Below are 23,460 nucleotides of genomic sequence, written 5' to 3'. Positions count from 1 at the left end.
GTCGCGAAGGGCTCCTCGCAATGACGGGTTGAGACACCGATGCCCCTGCAAAACCGCGTCACACCCACCGGCGAGATCATCTCCACGCCGCATCGCGGTCTCTTCACCGGCAATCGGGGCATCATCCACGATCCCGCGACGAAGACGCTATTGAAGAAGCGCTGGTCGACGCCGGCCTGGATCACATGCCTGTGCGAATTCCGCGGCTGGCGGCGGCCGGTGATGGCGCGGCGGAGCTGGACCGAGCTGTTCTTTCTCGACGAAGCCACCGCCTTTGCTGCCGGACATCGCCCATGCTTCTTCTGCCGGCGTGACGATGCCAACCGGTTTCGCGCGGCATGGGAGAGGGGAAACGGCGCAAGCAAGGTGAGCGCAAAGTCGATGGACGCAAAGCTGCACCTGGAGCGTCTGGATCACGGCCGTAAGCGCCTGCACCCACTGCGAGGGCCGCTCGCGGACTTACCCGATGGCGTGATGGTGCAGCAGGGCGAGCAGAGCTATCTTGTGACGAAAGGCCGGCCGCTGCTTTGGTCGCCAGCCGGCTATGCCCGTACCGAGCACGAACTGTCGAGTGCGATGCTGCTGACGCCTCCATCCACATTACGGGCGTTCAGCGCCGGATATCGACCGGCGTTGCATCCGACCGCTCCGGACTAGCCGAGCGACCTGCGGATCACCGCCATCACCCCAGCCTCTCGCGCGCCAGCGCCGCGCCGGCGCCAAGCGCCACCAGCTTGGCCTCGGCGATCTCGCGCCGCATCGGCGCCATGCCGCAATTGGTGGTGGCGATGATGTTGCTCTTGGGCACGAATTGCGACACCGCCTCGATCACCTTCACGACGTCCTCGGCCGTCTCCACCGTGTCGCTGGCGACGTCGATGACACCGGCCTGCACGATCTTGTTCTTCAGCAGCGCGAGCAGGTCGAGCGGCACCTTGGAATTGCGGCACTCGATCGCGACCTGCTGGACCGGGCTCGCGTCGATGGCCGGAAAGATCTGCTCGTATTGCCGCCATTGGCTGCCGAGCGTCTCCTTCCAGTCCGTATTGGCCTTGATGCCGTAGCCGTAGCAGATGTGCACGGCGGTGGCGCAGGCGAGGCCCTGTGCGGCGCGCTCGAGCGCCTTGATGCCCCAATCGTTGACCTCGTCCATGTAGACGTTGAAGGCGGGCTCGTCGAACTGCACGAGATCGACGCCGTCGGCCTGCAAGGCCCTGGCTTCCTCGTTCAAGAGCTCGGCGAAGGCAAAGGCCATCTTGACCCTGTCGCCATAATAGCGGTCGGCAATGGTGTCGATGATCGTCATCGGGCCGGGCAGGGTGAATTTCAGCTGCTTCCTGGTGTGCGTGCGCGCGACGCGCGCCTCGAAGGCATGGACGCGGTCCTTCAGCCGCAGCGGGGCGACCACCTGCGGCACCATCGCCTTGTAGCGGTCTTTCCGGATGCCCATCTCGACCTTGTGGGCGAAATCGATGCCCTCGATCTTCTCCAGAAAGCCGTGCACGAAGTGCTGCCGGGCCTGCTCGCCTTCGGTGACGATGTCGATGCCGGCGTCCTCCTGGATCTTCAGCCAGATCAGCGTCGCGTCGCGCTTGGCGCGGAGCAACTCGTCCCCTTCAGACTTCCAGGGCGCCCAGAGCATGTTGGGCTCGGCGAGCCATTCCGGCTTCGGCAAGGAGCCGGCGATCGTGGTTGGAAACAGCATGGCGGCCCTCCCGGCGGGTTGTTGCGCCCCTTCCTGCCATGTCCTAACGTCGAGGTACAGAACAACAAAAGTCGTCATTGGCTGGCGGCAGCGATAGGGACGGCGCAAGGGAAGGCCCATGATCGACCTCTATTACGCGCCGACGCCGAACGGCTGGAAAATCTCGATCATGCTGGAGGAGCTCGAGCTTCCCTATCAGGTGATCCCCGTGAATATCCGCGCCGGCGAGCAGTTCAATCCTGAGTTCCTGGCGATCTCTCCGAACAACCGCATTCCCGCGATCGTTGATCACGAGCCCGCCGATGGCGGCGCGCCGTTCTCCGCGTTCGAGACCGGCGCGATCCTGATCTACCTCGCGGAGAAGACCGGACGCTTGCTGCCCGCCGATTGGCGCGGCCGCTCCAGCACGATCCAATGGGTGATGTGGCAGATGGCGGGCCTCGGGCCGATGCTCGGCCAGCACGGCCATTTCGCGCTCTATGCGGCCGAGAAGATCCCTTACGCAATCGAGCGCTATCGCGACGAGGCGGCGCGGCTCTACGGCGTGCTCGATCGCCAATTGGCCAGGACCGGCGCCTATGTCGCCGGCGACTATTCCATCGCCGACATCGCCTGCTTCCCCTGGACCATGACCCACAAGGCGCAGGGTTTTACGCTCGACGACTATCCCAATGTGAAACGCTGGTATGCCGAGGTCCGAGCAAGGCCGCAGGTGCAGGCGGGGCTAGCGATCGGAAAATTCGTGAAAGAGCCGTTCGACGAGGAATCACGCAAGATCATGTTCGGCCAGAGAGCTAAGGAAGTGTTGGGAAGGAAGTAGTGCCACATCCGTCATTCCGGGGCGCGACGAAGTCGCGAGCCCGGAATCCATCAGGCAGCGTAACGAGAGGCGAAATGGATTCCGGGCTCGCGCCCAAAGGCGGCGCGCCCCGGAATGACAGCAAAAAGGAACCCCCATGATCGAATTCTTCTTCGACTGCTCCAGCCCCTGGACCTATCTCGCCTTCCACAACATCCAGCCGCTCGCCAAGGAGTTCGGGGCCGACATCACCTGGCGGCCGATCCTGGTCGGCGGCATCTTCAACACGGTCAATCCGAGCGTTTACGCCCAGCGCGAGACGCCGGTGCCGCTGAAGGCGCGCTACATGAAGAAGGACCTCGCCGACTGGGCGCGTTCGGCGGGCCTTGCCATCAAGATGCCGCCGACGGTGTTTCCGGTGAACAGCGTCAAGGTGATGCGCGGCTGCCTCTGGCTCGGTCAGGACATGGTGCCGTTCGCGACATCAGTGTTCGAGGCCTATTGGGGCGAGGACAAGGACATCTCGCAGGACGCGGTGCTCGCGGAGATCTGCAGGAAGGTCGGCATCGACGAGCAAAAGTTCTTCGCCGGCATTGCCGAGCAGGGCATCAAGGACCAGCTCAAGGCCAACACCGAGGAGGTCATCGCACGCGGCGGCTTCGGCTCGCCGACGATCTTCGTGAACAAGAGCGACATGTATTTCGGCAATGATCGCCTGCCGCTGATCCGCGAAGCGCTTCAGCGCAGCAAGGCGAGCGCGGCCTGATGGTGCGCGCCGTCGTCTGCCGCGAGCTCGGCGCGCCCGAGCGTTTGCTGCTGGAGGAGTTTCCGCCCCGCGCGCTGAAGCCGGGCGAAGTGCGCGTCGCCATCCGCGCCGCCGGGCTGAACTTTCCCGACGTGCTGATGGCCGCCGGCGAATACCAGCTCAAGCCGGAGCTGCCGTTCACGCCGGGCATGGAAGCGGCCGGCGACGTCACCGAGGTGGCATCGGAGGCAAGCGGCGTTGCCGTCGGCGACAAGGTCATCGTGAAGATGCGCTTTGGTGCCTTCACGGATGAAGCGGTGGTCACGCCGTCGCAGCTCACTCCCATGCCGTCCACCTTCGACTATGCGGAGGCTGCGACCTATCTCGCCGGCCACGGCACGGCCTATCATGCGTTGATCGATCGCGGCCGGGTCACGCCCGGCGAGGTGCTGCTGGTCCACGGCGCCGGCGGCGGCGTCGGCCTTGCCGCCGTCGAGATCGGCAAGATGCTGGGCGCGACAGTGATTGCGACCGCCTCCAGCGACGAGAAGCTCGGAATCGCGAAATCGCGCGGCGCCGATCATCTCGTCCGCTACGACCGCGAGCCGTTCCGCGATGCCGTCAAGCGCATCACCGACGGCCGCGGCGCGGACGTCGTGTTCGATCCGGTCGGCGGCCAGGTTTTCGAAGATTCGATGCGCTGCATCGCCTGGGGCGCGCGGCTCCTGGTGATCGGCTTCACCGGCGGCATCGGCTCAGCCAAGACCAATCTCTTGCTCATCAAGGGCGCCAGCGTGCTCGGCGTACGCGCCGGCGAAGCGGTGCGGAAGAATCCTGCGCTCGGCGAGGTCCGCCTGAAGGCGCTGTTGCAATGGGCGGAGGAGGGCAAGCTGCGCCCCAACGTCTCGCACCGCCTGCCGCTTAAGGACTATGCGAAGGCGATGCGGTTGTTGCTCGACCGCAAGGCGATCGGACGCGTCGCGCTGGTGATGGAGTGACGGTGCCGTAGGGTGGGCAAAGGCGCCCTTGCGCCGTGCCCACCATCTCTCCCGATTGCAAAAAATGCGTGGGCACGCTTCGCTTTGCCCGCCCTACGAGAGCGCTATTTATACTCCCGCTCCGTCCACCAGGGGAAGTAATCCGGCATGTCGGTCGACACCTTGTTCTTGAAGTGCGCGGGACGCTTCTCCAGGAACGACACCACGCCCTCCTTGACGTCGTCCGAGCGGCCGCGGGCGTAGATGCCGCGGCTGTCGACCTTGTGGGCCTCCATGGGATCGTCGGCGCCCATCATGCGCCACATCATCTGGCGGATCAGCGCGACCGACACCGGCGCGGTCTTTGCCGCAAACTCCTTGGCGAGCGCTCGGGCGGTCGGCAGCAGATCATCGGGGGCCACGACCTTGCTGACGAGGCGGCCCGCAAGCGCTTCCTGCGCCGGGAAGACACGGCCAGAATAGCACCATTCCAGCGCCTGCGAGATGCCGACGATGCGCGGCAGGAACCAGCTCGAGGCCGCCTCGGGCACGATGCCGCGCTGGGAGAACACGAAGCCGAACCGCGCAGCCTCCGAGGCGATGCGGATATCCATTGCAAGCTGCATGGTGACGCCGATGCCGACGGCCGGGCCGTTCACCGCCGCGATCACGGGCTTGAGGCATTTGAAGATGCGCAACGTCACTTGGCCGCCGCCGTCACGCACCTGCGGGTCGCTATAGTCGACCTTGCCGTCGGCAAAACGCTTGACTGGCCCGCGCCGCGCGTCGCGATCGAACGTGTCGGCACCGGAGGAGAGATCGGCGCCCGCGCAAAAGCCGCGGCCGGCGCCGGTGACGATGATGGCGCGGACGTTATCATCCTTGTCGGCGGTGTCGAACGCGTCGATCAGTTCGGCTTGCATCTGCGCGTTGAAGGCGTTGAGCTTGTCGGGCCGGTTCAACGTGATGGTGAGGATCTGATCGGCGACCTCGTACTTGATCGTCTCATACGCCATGGTGGTTTCCTCTTCCTTGGTTCTTTGTCCGTCTGTCTAGCATGTCATTCCGGGGCGCGCGAAGCGCGAACCCGGAATCCATTTCTCCACACTCCTTGCGGATGAATGGATTCCGGGCTTGCGCCAAGAGGGCGCAACCCGGAATGACGACGGTGCGTTATTGGGCCGGCGGCGTCGGCCAGGGCCGCTGCGGGCCGCGCAGACCTTCGAAAGCCTTGGCCATGCCGAGCACGCCGATGTCGTCGAAGCGGCGGCCGACGATCTGCACGCCGATGGGGAAACCCTTGGCGTCGAAGCCGCCGTTGAGGGAGATCGCCGGGTTCTCCGACATATTCCACGGCACGGTATAGGCGATGTGCTCGAACGGCTTCATGGGATCGTTGGTCGGCGAGGCCCATTCCGCCGGGTAGTTCACGTTCGGCGCCGTCGGCGAGATCACATAGTCGAGCTCGCAGAACAACTTTGCCGCAGCCGCGCGGATCGCCATGGTCTGGTTGAAGCCGCGGATGACATCGACGCCCGAGAGCTTCGCCCCGGACTCGCCCCACTTGAAGATATAGGGCAGCACCTTGGCCTGCTCGGCCGGCGTCAGCTTGGACAGATCGTCCCACATCCGCGCGCGCCAGAAATTGTCGAGACCGTCGAGCATCTCGCGCGTGAGGATGCCCTCGACCTCGGTGACGACGCTGCCTGCGGACTCGAACGCCTTCGCGGCCTTCACCGCGACCTCGCGCACCGGCTTCTCCAGCGCCAGGCCGCAGCCGGGATCGAGCATCAACCCGATGCGCAGTTTTCGCGGAGATTTCTCCAGTCCCTTCCAGTTCAGCAGCTCGGCCGGCAGGCTCATGCCGTCGCGCCGGTCGGGCTTTGCGATCGCGCTCATCATCAGCGCGCAATCGTCGACCGTGCGGGTCATCGGGCCGGCGACACGGCCGACATAAGTGGGGTCGATCGGCACGCGGCCAAAACTCGGCTTCAGGCCGACGAGGCCGCACCAGCCGGCGGGCAGGCGGACCGAGCCGCCGATATCGGTGCCGAGATGCAACGGGCCATAGCCCGCTGCAGCCGCGGCCCCTGCGCCGGCACTGGAGCCGCCCGGGTTCTTGCTGAGATCCCACGGGTTGCGCGCGAGCGCATGGAACGAGGAGAGCCCGGAGGACAGCATGCCGTAATCGGGCATGGTGGTCTTGGCGAAGATGATGCTGCCGGCCTCACGCAGGCGCGCGGCGGGCGGCGCGTCCTTCTCGGCCGGCACGAGCTTGACGCTGGCTGCCCCCAGCGGCACCGGCACGCCCTTGGTCGCGATGTTGTCCTTCACCGTCACGGGCACGCCGTCGAGCGGGCCGGAGGGCTCGCCGCCGGTCCAGCGCGCGGTCGAGGCCTTTGCGGCCTCTCGCGCGCCGTCGGGGTCGAATGCATACAGCGCCTTCAGATGCGGTTCCCACGCCGCGACATGCGCGAGCACGTCCTCCAGCACCTCGCTCGGCGAGAACTGCTTGGCGCGATAGCCCGCGATCAGGTCGACCGCGGACAGATCGTGCAGCGAGGTGACCGCTTCCTCGACGCTCTTTTTATGCATTGCCACCCACCGGCATGCGCGTCTCGACGATGCGGGCGAACATGCTGGCGCCGATCGGCAGGATCTTGTCGTCGAGCACGAAGCCGGGATTGTGCACGGGCACCGAGCCGTCATGGCCGACCCAGAAGTAAGCGCCGGGGATCGTCTCCAGCATGTCGGCGAAATCCTCGCTGCCCATCTTCGGCTGGATGCGGGTGATCACGTTGGCGGGATCGACGATGGTGCGCGCGACCTCCTCGACCACCTTGGACTGCTCGACCTGGTTGACCAGAACGTTGAAGGTGTCGCGGATGTCGACGTCGATCACGCAACTATAGGCGCTTGCGATGCCGGCGCAGATGGTGCGGATGCGTTCGCTGACCAGGGCCCGAACCTCCTTCGAGAAGGTGCGGATGGTGCCGCACAGATGCGCGTCGCCCGGAATGACGTTGTAGGCGGAGCCCGCATGGATCTGGGTGATCGACACCACCGCGGCCTGCAGCGGCTCGACGTTGCGGCTGACGATGGTCTGGATCGCCTGCGCCAGCGTCGTTGCGATGACCACCGCGTCCTTGGAGCGCTCGGGCATCGCGCCATGTGCGCCGTAGCCGGTGATGCGCAGGTCGAAGAAGTCGGCACTGGCCATGGCCGGGCCGGGAAGGATCGCGATCTCGCCATGGTTGAGGTCGGGCGCGTTGTGCAGGCCGTAGAGCTCGTCGCAGGGAAATTTCTCGAACAACCCGTCCTTGATCATGGCGCGGGCGCCGCCGAGGCCTTCCTCGGCCGGCTGGAAGATCAGATGCACGGTGCCGTCGAAGTTCCGGGTCTCGGCGAGATAGCGCGCGGTGCCGAGCAGCATGGTGGTGTGGCCGTCATGGCCGCAGCCGTGGAAGCGGCCGGGGATCTTCGAGCTCCACTTCAGATTGGTGTTCTCTTCCATCGGCAGCGCGTCCATGTCGGCGCGCAGCCCGATGCGCTTGCTGCCGGTGCCCTTGCCCTTGATGACGCCGATCACGCCGGTGCCGCCGAGGCCGCGATGCACTTCGATGCCCCAGCTCTTCAGCTTGTCGGCGACGATGCCGGAGGTGCGCACTTCCTCGAAGCCGATCTCGGGATGGGCGTGGAGGTCGCGCCTGATTGCGGTGAGCTCGTCGGCGTAGCCGTCGATGCGATCGATCGTGGGCATTGTGGTCCTGTCCGGTTAGCGTGAGGGAGGCGTGAATACGGGGCCGTTCGGCTTGATGCGGATGCCCGGGCGCAGGCGCGTCCAGGGTAGCGAAGCGGTGTCGGCCGGCATCGCACCGGGCGCGGCACAGATCATCAGCTTCTCGGCGATCGGCTCGAAATCGGCGCGGAAATGCACCGAGCTCTTGTTGACCAGGATTTTCTGTTCGGTCGGCTCGATGCCGACATAGCGGTACATCGCCTGGTCGGCGAGCTGGGCCTTGTGCGAAGAGACGACGATGCGGACATCGCCGATGCGCAAGGCTGCGGACGGGCCCATCTCCATCTCGCGGCCGCCGTAATAGGGACCGGGCGCGATGAAGCGGCCGTCCGAGAGCTGCTCGACCACGAAGGTCTCGCGATAGGGCTCGTCGCCGGGGATGCCGGACTTGCCGCCGAGCGACAGCGTCACGGTGGCGCCGACGCCGGCTGCGTGCGCGGCCTTGGCCGATTCCGGATCGTAGATCGCGCCGGTTGCGGCACTCGCCTTGTTGCGCACCAGCGCGCGCAGCATGCCCGTGGTGTCGGAATCGCCGCCGGCGCCCGGATTGTCCTGGGTGTCGGCGATGATGATCGGCTTGCGCGCGCCCTTGGCAAGTTCCATGGCGTGGCGCACGCCGTCGTCGGGCGTCCAGATCTTGCCGTCGAAATCGTTCTCGTGGCTTTCGATCAGCTTCAGAAGCGCGTCGGCCGCACGATCGGCGTCGTGTTGCGTCTTGCCGTAGGCGAACACGCTGGGGCCGCAGTCGCGGAAATCGGCGGCGGGAAAGCCGGGCGCGAAAGAGAGGGTGGGAACGGCATCGCTCTCCAGCGCGGCGAGTCTTTCGTAGATGCCTTTGGTGGGCTGGTCGTTGGTGCATTGCCAGCTGATCGGGATCAGGAATGGCAATTGCCGGAAGGCCTTTGCGAAGCGCTGCTTCGTCTGCAGCAGCAGCGCGAGATGGCGCGCGCAGGCGCGGCCGGTCTCGGCCATGTCGACATGCGGATAGGTGCGGTAGGCGATCAGCGCGTCGGCATGCTCCATCATCTCGGGCGTGACGTTGGCGTGGAGATCGAGGCTGGTGACCAGCGGAACATCCTTACCGATGACGCGGCGCACGCGCGCCAAGATCTCGCCTTCGCCGTCGTCGAGATGCTCGGTCACCATCGCGCCGTGCAGGTCGAGATAGACGGCGTCGATCGGGCCGGCGGCGGCGATGCCGTCGACCATGACCTTCACGATGCGCTCGAATGCGTCTTCGGTGACATGCGCCGACGGGCTCGCGCCGCAGGCGATGGTCGGAATGAGTTCCCAGCGGTTCGCCTCGGCGCTGTCGACGAAACCGGCGAGCCCGACATTGATGCGGCGCATCACCTTCAACACGTCGGCACCTTCAGTCATCGCCGGCCAGCCGCCGCCATGCTGGAAGTCGGCGAATGTCGCCTTCGTCGGAGCGAAGGTGTTGGTCTCATGCAGGAAGCCGCCGACGGCAATACGTGTCATTCAGTTCAGGTCCAGCGTTGAAAAGTGCGCGACGTTAGCCTTGGCTCTGAGGAGAGGGCAAGGTGAGAGGCCATCGTGCCACGCATAGGGTCAGATCGATTTGGGAATGCTGCTCCGCCGTCATTCCGGGGCGCGCGTAGCGCGAGCCCGGAATCCATCGTGCGACAGAGTTCGCAGCCTGATGGATTCCGGGCTCATCGCTTCGCGATGCCCCGGAATGACGGCGGAGAGAGTTAAGCCGTGGCCCCCACGCCCTCGGCCACCGGCCTGAAGTTCGCAAAATCCCAACCCCGCCCGGGCGCCGCATCCAGCAGCGCCTTGGTGTAGGCCTCCTTAGGATGCGTCAGCACTTCGGCGGCCGGTCCCTGTTCGACGACGCGGCCGTGCTGCATCACCACGACCTCGTCGCAGATCTGGGCTGCGACGCGGAGGTCGTGGGTGATGAACAGGATGGCGATGCCGAGCCGCTTCTGGATCTCGTCGAGCAGCTCCAGCACCTGCGCCTGCACCGAGACGTCGAGCGCGGAGACCGCTTCATCCGCGACCAGCACGTCCGGATCGAGCGCGAGCGCCCGGGCGATCGCGATGCGCTGGCGCTGGCCGCCGGAGAATTGGTGCGGATAGCGCGACACCGCATCCGGCGGCAGGCCGACCAGCTCGAGCAACTCGCGCGCCCGCTTCATCGCGTCGGCGTGCGCCACGCCGTAATTGACCGGGCCTTCGGCGATGCTCTCGCCGACGGTGACGCGCGGATTGAGCGAACGATAGGGATCCTGGAATACGATCTGGATCTTCTGCCGATGCGGCTGCAACAGGCGGCGCGAGATGTCGGCGATCTCGCGGCCGGCGAGGCGCACGCCGCCGGAAGTCGGATCGATCAGGCGCACGATGCAGCGCGCAACCGTCGACTTGCCCGAGCCGCTTTCGCCGACGATGCCGAGCGTGCGGCCCTTGCGCAGGGTCAACGTGACCTTGTCGGCAGCGACGACCTCGCGGCCTTTGCCGAAGAAGGCGCGCTCCTTGTAGACCTTGCCGAGCTCGTTGGCCTCCAGCACCACGGGCTCGCGGGTTTCCTCGCGCGGCGGGCGCGGCACCAGGCTCGGCACCGAGGAGAGCAGGTTGCGGGTGTATTCCATGGTCGGATTGCGCAGCACGGTCTCGAGCGGACCGGTCTCGACCAGGCGGCCCTGCCGCATCACCGCGACGCGATCGGCAATCTCGGCCACCACGCCCATGTCGTGCGTGATGAACAGCACGGCGGTGCCGTGATCGCGCTGGAGCTCGCGGATCAGGGACAGGATCTGCTTCTGCGTGGTGACGTCGAGCGCGGTGGTCGGCTCGTCGGCAATGAGCAGCTTCGGCTCCAGCACCAGCGCCATCGCGATCATGATGCGCTGGCGTTGGCCGCCGGAGAGACGGTGCGGGTAGGAGGCGAAGATGCGCTCGACCTGGGGCAGGTGGACCTGCTCCATCATGTCGAGAATGCGCTTCCTGCGCGCTTTGGCATCGAGTTTGGTGTGTGCGCGGAGCACCTCGTCGATCTGGCGGCCGACCGGCACCACCGGATTGAGCGCGGTCATCGGCTCCTGGAAGATCATCGCCATCTTGGTCGCGCGGAGCTGGCGCAGGCGGCGGTCGGTGGCGGTGAGCAGCTCCTCGCCGACCAGCTTCACGCTGCCGCCGGTCGGCACCAGGGTGCCCTTCGGCAACAGGCCCATCGTGGTCAGCGAGGTCACCGACTTGCCCGAGCCGCTCTCGCCGACGAGGCACAGCGTCTCGCGCTCGCGCACCTGGATCGAGATGCCGTCGATGATGTTGGCGCCTTTCGGCTGCTTGCCGATGGAGACGACGAGATTGTTGATGTCGAGGATGGTGTCGGTCACGTCAATTCTCTCCGTCATTCCGGGGCGCGACAAAGTCGCGAGCCCGGAATCCATCGGGCCGCAGCACGCGTGGTGAAATGGATTCCGGGCTCGCGCTACGCGCGCCCCGGAATGACAACGCTACTCGCATCACTTCCCCTCCCGCTGCTTCATGCGCGGATCGAGGGCGTCGCGGGCGGCGTCGCCGATCAGGTTGATGCTGAGGATGGCGATGGAGAGCAGCAGGCCCGGCCAGAAGATCAGCGACGGCTTGATCTGGAAGTACTGGCGGCCCTCGGCCATGATGTTGCCCCAGGTCGGCGTCTCCGGCGAGATGCCGGCGCCGAGGAAGGAGAGGATCGCCTCGGTCAGGATGGCGCTGGCGCAGATATAGGTGCCCTGGACGATCAGCGGCGCGATCGTGTTCGGCATCAGGTGGCGCCACATGATCTTCGGCAGGCTCGAGCCGACCGAGATCGCGGCCTCGACGTAAGGCTCCTCGCGCGCCGACAGCACGACCGAGCGGACCAGGCGTGCAACGCGCGGAATCTCGGGGATCGTGATCGCGATCAGCACGGTCCAGAGGCTGGCGCCGGACAGCGACACCACGGCGATCGCGAGCAGGATGCTCGGCATTGCCATCAGGCCGTCCATGACGCGCATCATCACGGAATCGACCAGCTTGAAGAAGCCGGAGACGAGGCCGATCGCCAGCCCGATGGCGATCGACAGGATCGCCGCACCGATGCCGATCAGAAGCGAGATGCGGCCGCCATAGATCACGCGCGACAACACGTCGCGGCCGTAGGCGTCGGTGCCGAGCAGGAACTGTGCGGAAGATGGCTTGAGCCGCTGCGACGGGGCGAGCTGGATCGGATCATGCGGCGCGATCAGCGGCGCGAGGATCGAGACCACCACGATCAGCGCGAGCAGGCACGTCGCGGTGGCGATGATCGGGGTCGAGGTGAGGAATCCGAATCGCGGCCGCAGCGGCGACGTGATCGGAATGGAGGACTGGGGAAGGGTATCGACCGACATTTTGTTCTTGTCCTTGCCTCAGTACCGGATCCGGGGATCGAGCAGGGTGTAGGCGACGTCGATGAGAAGATTGACGACGACGTAGATCAGCGAGGTCAGCAGGATCATCGCCTGGATCACCGGATAGTCGCGCGCCAGCACCGCGTCGACGGTGAGACGCCCGATGCCGGGGATGTTGAACACGCTCTCGGTGACGACGACGCCGGAGATCAAGAGCGCAAAGCCGGTGCCGATCACGGTGATCACGGGCACGGCGGCGTTGCGCAGAGCATGGCGCATCATCACCGCAACCTCGTTGATGCCCTTCGCGCGCGCCGTTCGCACGTAGTCTTCGCCGAGCACGTCGAGCATCGCCGCACGCGTCATGCGCGCGATCAGTGCGACGTAGATGAAGGACAGCGCGCAGGTCGGCAGGATCATGCGCTCGAAGAACGGACCGAAGCCGTTGAAGATGCTACGGAAGCCCTGCACCGGCACCCAGCGCAGCTCGATCGCGAAGACCTGGATGAGGACATAGCCGACCACGAAAACCGGCACCGAGAAGCCGAGCACGGACAGACCCATCACGAAACGGTCGATCCAGGTGCCGTGCTTCCACGCCGCGATCACCCCCAAGGGAACTGCGACGATGACGGCGAGGATGATGGTGCACAGCGCGATCGAGATCGACGGCTCGACGCGCTGGCCGATCATCTTCATCACCGGCAAATTGGAGATCAGCGACGTCCCGAGGTCGCCGTGCAGCAGCTTGTTCACCCAGGTGACGAACTGCACGATCAGCGGCTCGTTGAGGCCGAGCGATTCGCGGATGCGCTCCAGCCGTTCCGGGGTCGCGTTGTCGCCGGCGAGGATCGCGGCGGGATCGCCGGGGGTGAGGCGGAGCAGGAGGAAAACGAACAGCGCGACCACGCCCATCACGGGCACGGCGGCGAGAATTCGGCGAAGGAGATATCCGAGCAAGTTGGATCCGTCAGTTTAGAGTCAAATTGGGCAGGCTCTTCGGCCAGCCTGCCATCAGCCTAACATTTCAGCAATTCCCGTGCCACGAGGGCCACAGTTTTTGCGGTGCAGCCAATCTTCGTAGGGTGGGCAAGGCGGAGCGTGCCCACCTGCTTTCGGTCGGGAAAACGGTGGGCACGGCGCTTTGCGCCTTTTGCCCACCTACGGGATCGCTTCGCGATCACTCCAGCGTCGCCAGCAGCCCCGCCATCAGCCGTCCTCGCTCAGCGAGACTCTCGACTTCGATATACTCTTCGAGCGTGTGGACATTGCCGCCGCGCACACCGAGGCCGTCGAGCGTGGGGATTCCCATCGCGCCGGTGAAGTTGCCGTCCGAGCCGCCGCCGGAGCTTGCATGCGGTAATTCCATGCCGAGAGATTTGGCAATGCCGCGGGCCTTCTCGTACAGTGCCATGGTGCCGGCATTGGGCTCCCAGACCGGCCGCGTCACGCCGCGCGTGACCTTGAAGCTGACGTCGTTGCTGGTGCCGGACAACGCCAGCATCCGCTCGACGCCGCGGTCGAGATCGGCCTGGCGCTTGGCCATGGAGAGCGCCTCGCCCGTCGCCGTGGTAGCAACGCAATTGACCCATTGGCCGCCATGCACGACGCCGACCGAGAAGGTGCAGTCCTCCGTCGTCATGGCGTCGATCGCGAGGATCTGTCGCGCCATCTCGCGGATCGCCGAGCGTCCCGAGGACAGCGTCGCGCCGGCGTGGCTCGGCCGGCCCGTCGCTTCGAGGTTGAAGCGTGCGATGGCGTAACGTCCGGTGGTGACGCCGTTGTCGGCGCGGCCGGGCTCCGGCACCAGCACGTATTTGTTGCGCGCGGCTTCCGCCTCGATGATGTCGCGCGTGGAGGGCGTGCCGACTTCCTCATCCGGCGTGAACAGCACGGTGATCGGCAATGGGGTCGTGAACGAGGCGCGTGCCAGCTGGCGGATGGCTTCCAGCGAGAGGTAGTTGCCGCCCTTCATGTCGTAGATGCCGGGGCCATAGCACTTGTTGCCCTCGCGCCGCCATTTCAGCTTCTCGATGGTGCCGACCGGGTGGACGGTATCCATGTGCCCGGCGATCAGGATGCCGGGCTCGCCCTGCTTCGGATGGGGGAAACGCGCGCGGATGACCCCGCCGAAGCCCTGGCGGCCGGCGATGCGCTCGATCGTCGCACCCATGATCGCCATATCTCGCGCTGCGATATCGAGCATGCGGTCCACGGCACCGGCATCCCAGGTGGGGCTTTCGCATTCGATCCAGCCGCGCAGGCCTTCGAGCATGGCCTCGGAATCAAAGGGAAGATTGGCAGGATTCATCTCAATGTCTCTCAAGCTTGGAAAGATGGAACGCGCATTGCATTGGCGCGGACGGGACAAGCGGAGGGTGTTGTAGAGCCAAACCGATCTTTGTGGAGCCCGTGCGCGCGCCGCAAGGGCTTGCACCGAAACCGGATTGACGCGCTTCACCCTGTCTGCAAGTCTCGAAAGACGAAGGCATTGCATGAGGTTAGTTCGCCCAACGAACGAACCTCATGCTCAACCAATAACCTGCCTTTGAACAGTTTCACGTCAGGAGAACTTTCTATGTTCCACTTCATGCGCCGGGGGCCTCGCGCGTTCGCCTCCACACTTGCGCTGTCGGTCGTCGCGCTTTCGACCGCGCTGGCCTCGCCGGTGCTCGCGGCCGGCAAGACTCTCACGGCGGTGCTGCATTCGGATTTGCGCATCATCGATCCGATCTTCACCACGGCCTACATCACGCGTGACCACGGCTACATGGTTTACGACACGCTGGTGGCCACCGACTCGAATTTCAAGGTCCAGCCGCAGATGGCGGACTGGAAGGTCTCCGACGACAAGCTCACCTACACGTTCACGCTGCGCGACGGCCTGAAGTGGCATGACGGTGCGCCGGTGACGGCGGAGGACTGCGTCGCTTCGCTGAAGCGCTGGGCTGCGGTCGACGGCATGGGACAGAAGCTCATGGACTTCACCGCCAGCATCGAGGCGACCGACCCCAAGACCATCACGCTGAAGCTGAAGGAGCCCTACGGCCTGGTGCTCGACTCCATCGGCAAGCCGTCCTCGCGCGTCGCCTTCATGATGCCGAAGCGCCTTGCGGAGACGCCGCCGGACAAGCAGATCCCCGAGCAGATCGGCTCTGGTCCGTTCAAGTTCGTGCAGGGCGAGTTCCAGCCCGGCGTGAAGGCGGTCTACGTCAAGAACACTGACTACGTGCCGCGCAAGGAGCCGGCGAGCTGGACCTCCGGCGGCAAGGTGGTGAAGGTGGACCGCGTCGAGTGGATCACCATGCCGGACTCGCAGACCGCGGTGAACGCGCTGCAGTCGGGCGACATCGATTTCATGGAGAACCTGCCGTTCGACATGCTGCCGGTGCTGGAAGGCAACAAGGAGCTCACCATCGAGGTCCTGAACAAGTTCGGCTTCCAGACGCTCGGCCGGATGAACTTCCTGCATCCGCCGTTCGACAACGTGAAGGTGCGGCGTGCTGCCTTGCTGGCCCTGAACCAGAAGGACGTGCTCGACGCGCTGGTCGGCAACGCCAAATATCAGAAGATCTGCGGCGCGTTCTTCATTTGCGACACGCCGCTCGCAACCGATGCGGGCTCCGAGACCCTGGTCAAGGGGAACGGCATGGCGCAAGCCAAGAAGGCGCTCGCCGAGTCCGGCTATGACGGCACGCCGATCGTCATCATGGCCCCTGGCGACGTCACGACGCTGAAGGCGCAGCCGATCGTTTCGGCCCAGCTGCTGCGCGAGGCCGGCTTCAAGGTCGACCTTCAGGCGACCGACTGGCAGACGGTGGTGAGCCGCCGCGCCAGCCAGAAGCCGCCGAAGGAAGGTGGCTGGAACATGTTCTTCACCAACTGGGTCGCGGCCGACGTGTCCAACCCGATCGCCAATCTCTCGATCGGCGGCCAGGGCAAGAAGGGCTGGTTCGGCTGGGCGGAGGACGCCAAGATCGAGCAGCTCAAGGACGCTTTCGTCCGCGCGGCCTCGGTCGACGATCAGAAGAAGATCGCCGCCGATATCCAGAAGCAGGCCTATGAGCAGGTGATCTACATTCCGCTGGGGCAGTATCTCATCCCGAGCGGCTGGCGCAAATCGCTGACGGGCGTGCTCGACGGCCCCGCGACGCCGGTGTTCTGGAACATCGACAAGAAGGAATAAAGCATGATCCGGAAAAGTGCGAAGCGGTTTTCCGGAAAGATCATGCGCAAACAACAACCTAAAGCGCGATGACGATCATCCGAATCTCATCGCGCTTTACGCGCCGCGCGCCTTGCATGTGAATACGAACGGCGCCGCAGTTTCCTGCGGCGCCGTTTTCTATGAGGCGGTCTGTGATCGCGCTCGTCTAGCAGTGGCTGTCGCGCAGCTGCTCGAGCCCTTCACTCACGAATGCCAAGCTCGAGTCCATTCGTTCATCGGAACGAGGCTGCGAAATCGGCTGTTCGATCTCGGACGCGGGCTGATCCGATCTGTTCTCTTGTTCCATCTCGCCAATCCTCTGAATTGCTGCAGTACAACATCGCGAGGGGCGGGAAGTTCCTAGCTGATCGGGCGATGATGCGGCCTGAACAGCCGCCCTTTCTCCACCACCAGCACGATCGCGAGCGCGGCGAGGGTGGATAGGAAAAAGCCGATCGAGAACGGCAGCAGCGTGCCGTCGAAGCTCTGCCCGATTGCCATGCCGACCACGATCCCGATCAGCGTGGTGATCGAGCCGTACAGCGAGGAGGCGGTGCCGGCGATGTGGCCCTGCGGTTCCATCGCCAGCGCGGTGAAGTTGGCGACCATCATGCCGAACGAGAACATCATCAGGGCCGACAGCACCATGAACAAGGCGAGCGGCAGCACGCCGAGGCTTTCCGTCAGCAGCATCACGCCGGCCACGGCCGTGTAGAGCGTCAGCGCGCCGTGCGAGATCACGCGCATGCCGAGCCGGCCGACCAGCCTCGCATTGAGGAAGCCGGCGATGGCTGTGCCGGCGGCAATCGCGGCGAAAGCCAGCGGGAAATATTGGCCGAGATGATAGATGCCGGTGAAGACCTGCTGGGCGCAGAAGACATAGGCGAACAGCGCGCCGATGACGCTGCCGGCGGCGGTGGCATAGCCGACGGTCTGGCGATGGGTCAGGGTCTGCCGGAATGCCGAGAGCACGTCGGAGGGCGCCAGCGACCTGCGCTTCGACTCGGGAAGCGTCTCGGGCAGCCGCAGCACGCACCATGCGAGCGCGAGCAGGCCGTAGAGCATCAGCACCACGAAGATGCCGCGCCACGCCGTCACCAGCAGCACCGCCTGTCCGAACGAGGGCGCGACCACGGGCACCGCGATGAAGATCATCATGGCGAGCGACATCACGCTCGCCATGCGGCGGCCGACATAGCAGTCGCGCACGATCGAGGTCGCGATCACGCGCGTCGCCGCGGTGCCGAGCCCCTGGAGCGCACGCGCCAGCAGCAGCGTCTCGAACGAGGGGGCAACGACCGCCAGCACGCTCGCCACCGCATAGACCGCCATGCCGCCGAGCAGCACCGGCCGGCGCCCAAAACGGTCCGACAGGGGACCCATGACGAACTGACCGGCGCCGAAGCCGATCAGGAAGGTCGACAGCACCAGTTGCAGATGGTTCTCGACGGGAATCTTGAAGGCGGCGCCGATATTGGGCAGCGCCGGCAGCATCATGTCCATCGCGAGCGGATTCAGCGCCATGATGGACGCGATCACGATGACGAATTCCGGAAAACCCATTGGGCGGTGTCCCGAGGACACCCAACCGTCGGCGTTGACGTCGGACAAGAAGCTTACCCCTGCAATCAAGCGAGTTATCTAGCCCCGATGCTGCGTTGCACAACCCATGTTTCGGGATGGCTGGCAGGCGGGGCAGGAGCGGTCAAAAACGGGTGAGGGCCCGTCGCCGGCCTGATGGCCATCCGCCGCGTCGCCGGAGGGCTGGGCCTGCAACCAGGGATTCACCATAAGATCGGGCGCGGCACGCCGGGGAGATGAATCGGCAACCCGTCCTGTCCATTGTGGTCGGACCGGCTGCCGCAACGGCGCCGCGAGAAGCCAAACAGGGTATCGCCCGTGTCCGACATATCAGGTGCAGCACGATGGTTGGCGCCTGCGGCCAAGGTTGCCAGGCGCAACGTCTGGCTTGCCGGCGTGGTCACGCTGACCGCGCTGCTGGTGCTCGGCAATCTCGCCAACGATGCCTCGCTCGACCTGCCGTATGGCTGGGACGTCCGGGTCAATTGCGCGGCGGTCGATGCACACGCCGAAGGGCTCGATCCCTACTTCGTCAAGAACCTCAAGGGCACCACTTATTCTTATCCCTATCTGCCGGTGACGCTGGACGCTTTCCGTCCCCTCTGCGCGGGCGGGGTTCTGCTCGATCATCACCGAAGCATCTTTCTCGTTCTCGCCGTGCTCTGCGCGCTGCTTCTGCCCGGCCTTGGCCGGACGCGTGCCAGCGCGCGCGATGCTGGCTTGAAGGTGCTCTGCGCGCTCGGCGCGTTCGTCGGTTTCGAATTCGTGGTGGCGTCGGGGAATTTTGCGCTGCTGAGCGGAGTGCTGACCGCGATCGCGCTGAAGCTCCTGCTTCGTCCGCTCGCGTCCGAACAGAATTCGAACTTTTCCTCGCGCCTCGCCGGTGCTGCGCTGCTCGGCCTCGTGACCTCGTTCAAGCTGGTGTTCGTCCCGGTGCTGGCGGCGCTCTATTTCCTGCCGCTGCCGCGTAGCCGCAAGCTGGCCTTGATCGCGGTGGCCGCGTTCGCCTTCGCGTTGCCGCTCGCGCTGTCGCGCTTGCTGTATCCCGATCTGTTCGCGAGCTGGCTGCTCGCGATCGCAGGACAAATTCCCGGTCAACATGCCGTCGGTCTCGTGGAGACCAATCCGTCGCTGTTGCTGCTGGCGCGCGACCTCATGGTCCAGGCCGGCTTCGGTGACGGCAAGCCGGCGATGTTGGCGGCCTATGCGTTCGCGGCGCTCGCGCTCGTGCTCGTGCCGTTCGCGCTGTCCGTCCTGCGCGCGGCCGCGAGCGGACCGGTGCGCGAAGGGGCATCGCTGCTGACGCAGCTCGATCGCTGGCTGATGGATCACCCGCGCACGGGCATGCGCATCACGGTGCTCGCCATGTTCGCGCTCTATCTCAGCTCGCCGCGTCTGAAGGAATATGCCTTCTTCGAGCTTGCGCTCTATGCCGCGATCCTCATCGTCGATCTTCCGCCCCTGGCGCTCGCCGCCTGTCTCGGCGTCGGCCTCGCCTTTCCGGCACTGGTCTCGCTTCTGGGCGCGCCGATCGAGGGCACCTTCATCCTCCTCGTCATCGCGCTGATCTGCTTCTGGATCGTGCTGCTCGATTTCCGCGCAGAGCCCGAGCGCCTCGAGCAAGGGTGATACAAGCTAGTGGTGCGGGCAGCCGGGGTCGAACCGGCACAGCGCTTGCGCACCGAGGGATTTTAAGTCCCTTGCGTCTACCAATTCCGCCATGCCCGCATGATCCAACGAGATCAAACACTTAAGTCCGTTCCGGCGGTCTGGAATTGGCGCGTTTCGCCGCCGGAGGGACGGTTCTTCCTTAAGCGAGCCGGGGGCACAAGGCAAAGCCTCAATCCGGACATCTGTTGCTGCTTTAGGCATTCTCAATCCACGGGGGCTATTCATTCGGCATGGCTGCTTCGTTTTCCTTTTCGCTGCGCGGCTTTGGCGCGCTGTTCGCGCTGCTTGCGGCTGGCCTCGCGCTGTCCGGCTGCGCCGGCGTGAGCGAGACGATCGCACCGGCTTTTGCCGATCCCGCCAAATACGAATTGTACGATTGCAAGCAGCTCGAGACCGAGCGCAAGGACCTCGCCAAGCGCACCGCCGATCTGCAGAGGCTGATGGAGAAGGCCGAGACCGGGGCCGGCGGCGCCGTCGTGTCCGAACTCGCTTATCGCAACGATTATATCGCCGTGCGCGGGCAGGTCCAATTGGCCGAGGATGCCTGGCGCCGCAACAGATGCCGGGAGACGCCGCCCGAGGCGCCGCCGCCTCCGGCATCGCCCGCGGCCAGCGCCAAATCCGCGTCGAAATCCGGCAAAGCGGCCCACTGAGGCATCCTGCCGGCGGCGCGCCGCATCAGGGCCGCCAGCCGTAGATCCAGTCCTGTCGCGCCAGCATGCGCTGCGGGCCGAGCGCGCGGATCGCAACATCGCGTGCGAGCGCGAGCGGCCCATTGAGATGATAGATGCGGCCCTGCTGCCGCGCGGTCCGCTGCACCCGCCGCACCCGCGCCTGCCGTGCCCGGCCGTATTGCGTCAGCGCGGCGGCAACCGCTTGGCTGCTCTCGGCGGCCTCCAGGCTCAAATGCCGGGCGAGCACGGCGGCATCCTCGATCGCCATGCCGGCCCCTTGGGCTGCGAACGGCAGCATCGCGTGCACGGCATCGCCGAGCAGCGCCACCGAACCCTTGCTCCAGGGGCAGCCGTCCGGCACGCCGAACAGCGCCCATTTGCGCCAGCTGTCGACCGCGGCGAGCAGCATCCGCGCCGCCGGCGGCCATCGTGGGCCGGCAAAGGCGTCCATCACCTCGCTGATATCGCCGGGCGTGCTCCAGCCCGGCCGGTTCCAGGTGCCCGGCAGCACCGCGACCACATTGATCTGGCGTCCGCCCGCAATGGGATAGGCGACCAGATGGGCGTTCGGTCCCATCCAGAGCTGCACCCGGCGCGCGGTATAGTCCTTCGGCAATTGCGTGGCATTGAGCGTGCCGCGCCAGGCGATCAGGCCGGAAAAGCGCGGCTGCACCTCGGGAAACAGATGCTGGCGCACCGTCGACCAGATGCCGTCGGCGCCGATCAGCGCGCTGGCGAGATCGCTGCGGCGGATCGTGCCGCTGCGATGGACTACGGTCAGGCCCTTGGCGTGAGGGGCGACGTCCTCGAAGGTCGCGCCCAGCTTCAGGTCGATGTCGGGATGCTCAGCGACGGCGCCGGCGAGGGCCGATTGCAGGTCGGCGCGGTGCACCACCCAATAGGGCGCCCCGGCGCGCAGCGAGGCGGCTTCGCCGAGCGGCATGCGCAGCAGCTCGCCGCCGGCGCGCGCGCTCATGATCGAGAGTGCTTCCGGGGTGACGGCGCGCAGCTTGAGGCGTTCGGTGAGGCCGAGCTCGACCAGCACGCGGCTGGCATTGGGCGAGAGCTGCAGGCCGGCGCCGACCTCCTCGAGGCGTTCGGCCTTCTCCAGCACGACGATGCGGAAGCCGCGGGCGGCGAGCGCGAGCGCGGCCGTCAGGCCACCGATGCCGGCACCGGCGACGACGATCGTTCGGGAGAGCGCCATCCCTTAACCGATGGACGCGGTCAGGCCACCTTGTCCTTCAGCACACATTCCGGCGGGCGGGCTTCGCCCGGCTTCAGGTCGGCCGCGAAGCGGTACAGCGTCGAGCAATAGGGGCAGATGATCTCGTTGTCGTTGCCGAGGTCGAGGAAGACGTGCGGATGGTCGAACGGAGGATTGGCGCCCACGCACATGAATTCTTGCGAGCCGATCTCGATGACGGGGACACCGGCATCGTTATGGAAGTGCGGGACGACATGGTCGGACATCGAAGTTCATCCTGGAGTGGCAATGGCGGCAGATACAATCACGAACTTACGCGGCATCTTTGAGGCGCTGCGGACCATACTGGCGGGTACAGGTGATTGCTAGTCCAGCGGAACCGAAAAGCTTCGCAAGCGCCCCATGCTCATCTGCTCATGCAAATTCGACACAATCTTGCGCCCCTAGAGAAGCCCTTCTTTCGTCGGGGACGTTGTGTCGCAATCTTGGCATACTATCTCTGTGGTTGCGTGAAACCGGGACGAAAGACGTAGTGTTCCGCGCAAGCGATCTCAGGGCATCCGGGCTTTTCCACATGAAGTGGCTGCGAATCAGTACGGCGTTGGCGGGAATGGCCGTGTGCGGCTTCGTGCTCGCGCAGGTGGCGCCGCATGCCCGCGAGGCCGGCGCGATCCTGGCCGCCCAGGATGATCCGGCCGCGCTCTCCGAGCTGAAGCTCGATGCACTGCTCCGGCACAACGACCGCCTGGTTCAGGACAATATCGAGGCCGCGCTCGCGGCCGGCGATGCCGATCTCGCCGACAGTTTCGTCACGCTGGCGCGCGAGCGCAACATCGCGCTCCCCGACGACCTCCTGAGCCGCGTCGCCGACGCGGTGAAAGCGGAGAATTCCACCGCGCATTTCGCCAAGCGCTTCGCCACGGGTCTCGTCACCGGCAACGCCGACGACGTCGCCAGCCTCTCTGGGACCGTGGCCGGCGATCTCTTCGTGTTCGGCGACATCAGGGACGTGGTGCGCGAGGGCAAGCATCTTGCCATGGGCGAGGACACCGACCGCCTCGTGCTCTCCCTTGCGGCGGCCGGCCTTGCGGTGACGGCGGCAACCTATGTCTCCGTCGGCGGTGCCGCGCCGGTGCGCGCAGGACTGACGCTGGTGAAGGATGCGCGCAAGCTCGGACGGCTCGGCGAGGGGCTCGCCGCATGGGCCGGCCGGTCCGCGCGCGAGGTGGTCGACGCGCCGATGCTGCGGAACGCGGTGGCATCGGGCTCGGTGCTGCGCCCTGGCCAGACCGTGAGCGCGATCAAGGCCGCGTTCCGGGCCGAGAAGGCCGGTGCGCTGGTCCGGCTCGGCAAGGACGTCACGCGCGTCGCCGGAAAGACCGGCACGCGCGGGGCCATGGATACGCTCCGCATCGCCGAGGGTCCCAAGGACGTCGCGCGCGCCGTGCGGCTTGCGGAAGCGCAAGGCGGCAAGACGCGCGCGATCATCAAGCTGCTCGGCCGCGGCGCGCTGCTGCTCGTCGGCGGCGCGTTCGATCTGGCGATGTGGCTGTTCGGCGCGGTCGTGACGCTGTTCGGCCTGCTCTCCTCCATCAAGGCGACCACCGAGCGCCTGACCCAGGCCTGGTGCGATCGCAGGCGGGCGCGGCGGCTGCGCCGCGCGCAGATGGCGGCCGACGCTGCTTTGGCTAACGCGGCCGCGACGGCCTGAGG

The 23,460-nt window shown here is 65.8% G+C and carries 20 protein-coding genes and 1 tRNA gene; 8 read left to right on the top strand and 13 right to left on the bottom strand.

What is annotated here, in order from left to right; translation table 11 throughout:
* Window positions 1-39 precede the first annotated feature (39 nt).
* On the top strand, window positions 40-657 hold the full coding sequence (locus tag I6F17_RS11955) for a hypothetical protein (RefSeq protein ID WP_225130844.1): 618 nt from the start codon (window positions 40-42) through the stop codon (window positions 655-657).
* Between the two features lie 25 nt (window positions 658-682).
* Here I6F17_RS11955 and I6F17_RS11950 read toward each other — a convergent pair whose 3' ends face one another.
* Entirely contained in the window at window positions 683-1,705 is a 1,023-nt protein-coding gene (locus I6F17_RS11950; protein WP_225130845.1) for a methionine synthase, read from the bottom strand.
* A 118-nt stretch (window positions 1,706-1,823) separates the two neighbouring features.
* Between I6F17_RS11950 and I6F17_RS11945 the strand changes: the two genes are divergently transcribed.
* The 3 genes from I6F17_RS11945 to I6F17_RS11935 all read left to right on the top strand — a co-directional run bounded on the left by I6F17_RS11945 (window position 1,824) and on the right by I6F17_RS11935 (window position 4,247).
* Window positions 1,824-2,525 carry a glutathione binding-like protein gene (locus I6F17_RS11945; protein WP_225130846.1) on the top strand — a complete coding sequence of 234 codons (702 nt, stop codon included), beginning with the start codon at window positions 1,824-1,826 and terminating at the stop codon, window positions 2,523-2,525.
* Between the two features lie 136 nt (window positions 2,526-2,661).
* Window positions 2,662-3,270: a 2-hydroxychromene-2-carboxylate isomerase gene (locus I6F17_RS11940; protein ID WP_225130847.1), complete on the top strand. Its 609-nt coding sequence runs from the start codon at window positions 2,662-2,664 to the stop codon at window positions 3,268-3,270.
* Entirely contained in the window at window positions 3,270-4,247 is a 978-nt protein-coding gene (locus I6F17_RS11935) for an NADPH:quinone oxidoreductase family protein (RefSeq protein ID WP_225130848.1), read from the top strand. Before I6F17_RS11940 ends, I6F17_RS11935 begins: the two co-directional genes overlap by 1 nt.
* A gap of 104 nt (window positions 4,248-4,351) precedes the next feature.
* On the opposite strand, the gene I6F17_RS11930 is transcribed toward I6F17_RS11935, so the two are convergent.
* From I6F17_RS11930 to I6F17_RS11895, 8 genes are all read right to left on the bottom strand, one after another.
* Window positions 4,352-5,242, bottom strand: coding sequence for a crotonase/enoyl-CoA hydratase family protein (locus I6F17_RS11930; RefSeq protein ID WP_036045899.1), 891 nt, complete (start codon window positions 5,240-5,242; stop codon window positions 4,352-4,354).
* A 157-nt stretch (window positions 5,243-5,399) separates the two neighbouring features.
* Entirely contained in the window at window positions 5,400-6,821 is a 1,422-nt protein-coding gene (locus tag I6F17_RS11925) for an amidase (RefSeq protein ID WP_225130849.1), read from the bottom strand.
* The gene (locus I6F17_RS11920; RefSeq protein WP_036045895.1) at window positions 6,814-7,986 is read right to left on the bottom strand and encodes a M20 aminoacylase family protein; all 1,173 of its coding nucleotides are present in this window, start codon (window positions 7,984-7,986) and stop codon (window positions 6,814-6,816) included. Before I6F17_RS11920 ends, I6F17_RS11925 begins: the two co-directional genes overlap by 8 nt.
* A gap of 15 nt (window positions 7,987-8,001) precedes the next feature.
* Window positions 8,002-9,507 carry a M81 family metallopeptidase gene (locus tag I6F17_RS11915; RefSeq protein WP_036045893.1) on the bottom strand — a complete coding sequence of 502 codons (1,506 nt, stop codon included), beginning with the start codon at window positions 9,505-9,507 and terminating at the stop codon, window positions 8,002-8,004.
* 233 nt (window positions 9,508-9,740) lie between these two features.
* Entirely contained in the window at window positions 9,741-11,390 is a 1,650-nt protein-coding gene (locus I6F17_RS11910; protein WP_057029706.1) for a dipeptide ABC transporter ATP-binding protein, read from the bottom strand.
* A gap of 129 nt (window positions 11,391-11,519) precedes the next feature.
* Window positions 11,520-12,407 (bottom strand): ABC transporter permease, encoded by an 888-nt coding sequence (locus I6F17_RS11905; protein WP_036029754.1) that lies wholly within the window; start codon window positions 12,405-12,407, stop codon window positions 11,520-11,522.
* An 18-nt stretch (window positions 12,408-12,425) separates the two neighbouring features.
* Window positions 12,426-13,367, bottom strand: a complete 942-nt coding sequence (locus tag I6F17_RS11900; protein WP_036029753.1) for an ABC transporter permease — start codon at window positions 13,365-13,367, stop codon at window positions 12,426-12,428.
* A gap of 220 nt (window positions 13,368-13,587) precedes the next feature.
* Entirely contained in the window at window positions 13,588-14,718 is a 1,131-nt protein-coding gene (locus I6F17_RS11895) for a M20/M25/M40 family metallo-hydrolase (protein WP_036015323.1), read from the bottom strand.
* A gap of 267 nt (window positions 14,719-14,985) precedes the next feature.
* Here I6F17_RS11895 and I6F17_RS11890 point away from each other — a divergent pair, with 267 nt between their 5' ends.
* Complete coding sequence (locus I6F17_RS11890) at window positions 14,986-16,593, top strand: ABC transporter substrate-binding protein (RefSeq protein WP_036015319.1); 1,608 nt, start codon at window positions 14,986-14,988, stop codon at window positions 16,591-16,593.
* Window positions 16,594-16,974: 381 nt separating this feature from the next.
* On the opposite strand, the gene I6F17_RS11885 is transcribed toward I6F17_RS11890, so the two are convergent.
* Entirely contained in the window at window positions 16,975-18,225 is a 1,251-nt protein-coding gene (locus I6F17_RS11885) for a multidrug effflux MFS transporter (RefSeq protein WP_036045887.1), read from the bottom strand.
* 288 nt (window positions 18,226-18,513) lie between these two features.
* Between I6F17_RS11885 and I6F17_RS11880 the strand changes: the two genes are divergently transcribed.
* Entirely contained in the window at window positions 18,514-19,824 is a 1,311-nt protein-coding gene (locus tag I6F17_RS11880; RefSeq protein ID WP_036045900.1) for a hypothetical protein, read from the top strand.
* 10 nt (window positions 19,825-19,834) lie between these two features.
* On the opposite strand, the gene I6F17_RS11875 is transcribed toward I6F17_RS11880, so the two are convergent.
* Window positions 19,835-19,923 (bottom strand) — tRNA-Leu (locus tag I6F17_RS11875).
* A 173-nt stretch (window positions 19,924-20,096) separates the two neighbouring features.
* On the opposite strand from I6F17_RS11875, the gene I6F17_RS11870 reads away from it, so the two are divergent.
* Window positions 20,097-20,519: a hypothetical protein gene (locus I6F17_RS11870; RefSeq protein ID WP_036045885.1), complete on the top strand. Its 423-nt coding sequence runs from the start codon at window positions 20,097-20,099 to the stop codon at window positions 20,517-20,519.
* Window positions 20,520-20,544: 25 nt separating this feature from the next.
* On the opposite strand, the gene I6F17_RS11865 is transcribed toward I6F17_RS11870, so the two are convergent.
* Both I6F17_RS11865 and I6F17_RS11860 read right to left on the bottom strand, forming a co-directional pair.
* The gene (locus tag I6F17_RS11865) at window positions 20,545-21,747 is read right to left on the bottom strand and encodes an FAD-dependent monooxygenase (protein WP_225130850.1); all 1,203 of its coding nucleotides are present in this window, start codon (window positions 21,745-21,747) and stop codon (window positions 20,545-20,547) included.
* A 20-nt stretch (window positions 21,748-21,767) separates the two neighbouring features.
* On the bottom strand, window positions 21,768-22,013 hold the full coding sequence (locus I6F17_RS11860) for a zinc-finger domain-containing protein (protein ID WP_008562814.1): 246 nt from the start codon (window positions 22,011-22,013) through the stop codon (window positions 21,768-21,770).
* Window positions 22,014-22,321: 308 nt separating this feature from the next.
* Between I6F17_RS11860 and I6F17_RS11855 the strand changes: the two genes are divergently transcribed.
* Entirely contained in the window at window positions 22,322-23,458 is a 1,137-nt protein-coding gene (locus I6F17_RS11855) for a hypothetical protein (protein ID WP_225130851.1), read from the top strand.
* Window positions 23,459-23,460 lie beyond the last annotated feature (2 nt).

Source organism: Bradyrhizobium sp. NBAIM18 (genome assembly GCF_020193825.1).
Classification (GTDB): domain Bacteria; phylum Pseudomonadota; class Alphaproteobacteria; order Rhizobiales; family Xanthobacteraceae; genus Bradyrhizobium; species Bradyrhizobium yuanmingense.
Note: the sequence above shows the minus strand (reverse complement) of the source record. Positions and strands in the feature narration are given on the sequence as shown.